At 53.2% G+C, this 987-nt stretch carries 1 protein-coding gene and 1 pseudogene; both read right to left on the reverse strand.

Going from position 1 to position 987, the window contains the following annotated elements:
- Positions 1-45: 45 nt before the first annotated feature.
- A pseudogene (locus L692_RS0109055) lies at positions 46-441 on the reverse strand (CpaF family protein); the annotation flags it as partial.
- A gap of 122 nt (positions 442-563) precedes the next feature.
- Positions 564-890: a YolD-like family protein gene (locus tag L692_RS0109060; RefSeq protein ID WP_025699159.1), complete on the reverse strand. Its 327-nt coding sequence runs from the start codon at positions 888-890 to the stop codon at positions 564-566.
- Positions 891-987 lie beyond the last annotated feature (97 nt).

Consider the following 987-nt stretch of genomic DNA (forward strand, 5'->3'; position numbering starts at 1 on the left):
CTGTGCGATCAGCCGGTCCCCGGCTTTTTCTGAATCTTTCGAGCATCAGTCTGCCCCCCTTCCTTGTTGCACCCCGTCCTCAAAGCGGCCAATGGATTTAGAAACCACTCCCGCCATGGACAGCTTTCCTGTATTACGCAAAGGATTGCAGCTTGCTTCCAGCGTGCCCAGCACGCGGCCTCCACTCTCTCCGGTTTCCCGGAATTCGTACAGCGGGTTCAGACGCACCTCTCCTTCATCCAGCCCAATTACCTCGCTGATCTCCGTAACCCGTCTTGAGCGGTCCCGCAGCCTCGCCAGATGGACAAAAATATCGATAGCCGAGCTTATCTGCTGCCGGACGACGGCAACGGGAAGATCGGCGCCGCTCAGCACCATCGTTTCCAGACGGCTGACCATATCGCGCGCGCTGTTGGCATGGCCGGTGGACAAAGACCTATCAATTAGTTTGTGGTACGGACACATTTTGCTTATGAATTGCACAATCTACTCAATAGGCTTCTATCTATAGTCTTGTGGTAAAGATGAAAGGCCCTCCCGATTTGGGAAGGCCTTTTTGTTGTTTATGTAGTTGCTGACAAGATTTCGTCCATATCTACCCAATCCCAGTCATCCTCAGACCACTGGAGCTTTATACGCCGGAGTTGCCGGTCAAATTGCAATACAATACCCTTGGCCGTACGATCGTCAAATGGGTCCCAAAGCTTAAGCGTAACGGGCACCTTGTCGAGCTGCGAGTAATAGAGCGCTTTGTCGATCTCCTCCAGTTGCTGCTCATCCAGAAGGGGTTTCTTGCGACGCTGGCTTTCCCTCAGATCATGCTCTATCCCAGAGCGGTACTCGGGTAGAATAAATTTGCTCTCCCATATTCCGCCTTCAAGTTTTTTCATGAATAGTCTCTCCTATCTTCTCCGGCGCCGCCTACGTATTCCCGGCTCCTCCCTCTCCCAGGCTTCAAGAATAACGGCAGTTTCCGGCGGCGCGCCG

The sequence above is a fragment of the Paenibacillus forsythiae T98 genome (assembly GCF_000520735.1).
Classification (GTDB): domain Bacteria; phylum Bacillota; class Bacilli; order Paenibacillales; family Paenibacillaceae; genus Paenibacillus_AQ; species Paenibacillus_AQ forsythiae.

Coding starts and splice junctions, on each gene's coding strand:
- L692_RS0109060 (WP_025699159.1), bottom strand. CDS start 890: ATGAAAAAACTTGAAGGCGGAATATGGGAGAGCAAATTTATTCTACCC.